We start from the raw sequence: 436 nt of genomic DNA on the forward strand, positions 1-436 counted from the left end.
TAAATAAAAAAATTTTTAAAAATATGAATATAATTTTGGACATTGGTTAAATTAATACCAACAACAAGATTTTTAAAAAACTTGTTGAGACATCTTATAACTTTAAGGAGGAAATTTACTATGTCAACTAAAAAAGCCGTTCCAGAAGCTAAAGCAGCATTAAATCAAATGAAGCTAGAAATAGCTAATGAGTTAGGTTTATCTAACTATGAATCAGTAGATAAAGGAAACTTAACTGCTAGACAAAACGGATATGTAGGTGGATACATGACTAAAAAGCTAGTAGAGATGGCAGAAAGACAAATGTCTGGGAAATAAGTAGTAAATTAGACACCTAGGATTCATGAGAAGGCTACCTTACAAGGTAGCCTTTTTACATAGATAAATAAATTTTTTATATAAGTGCATATATTTAAATATTAAATTCTACTTTTAT

At 27.5% G+C, this 436-nt stretch carries 1 protein-coding gene; it reads left to right on the plus strand.

Annotated elements, in window-relative coordinates; genetic code table 11:
• The first annotated feature begins 120 nt into the window (after window positions 1–120).
• Entirely contained in the window at window positions 121–318 is a 198-nt protein-coding gene (locus VN21_RS02530) for an alpha/beta-type small acid-soluble spore protein (RefSeq protein WP_021430292.1), read from the plus strand.
• The last annotated feature ends 118 nt before the right edge of the window (window positions 319–436 follow it).

This window comes from Paraclostridium benzoelyticum (assembly GCF_001006285.1).
Classification (GTDB): domain Bacteria; phylum Bacillota; class Clostridia; order Peptostreptococcales; family Peptostreptococcaceae; genus Paraclostridium; species Paraclostridium benzoelyticum.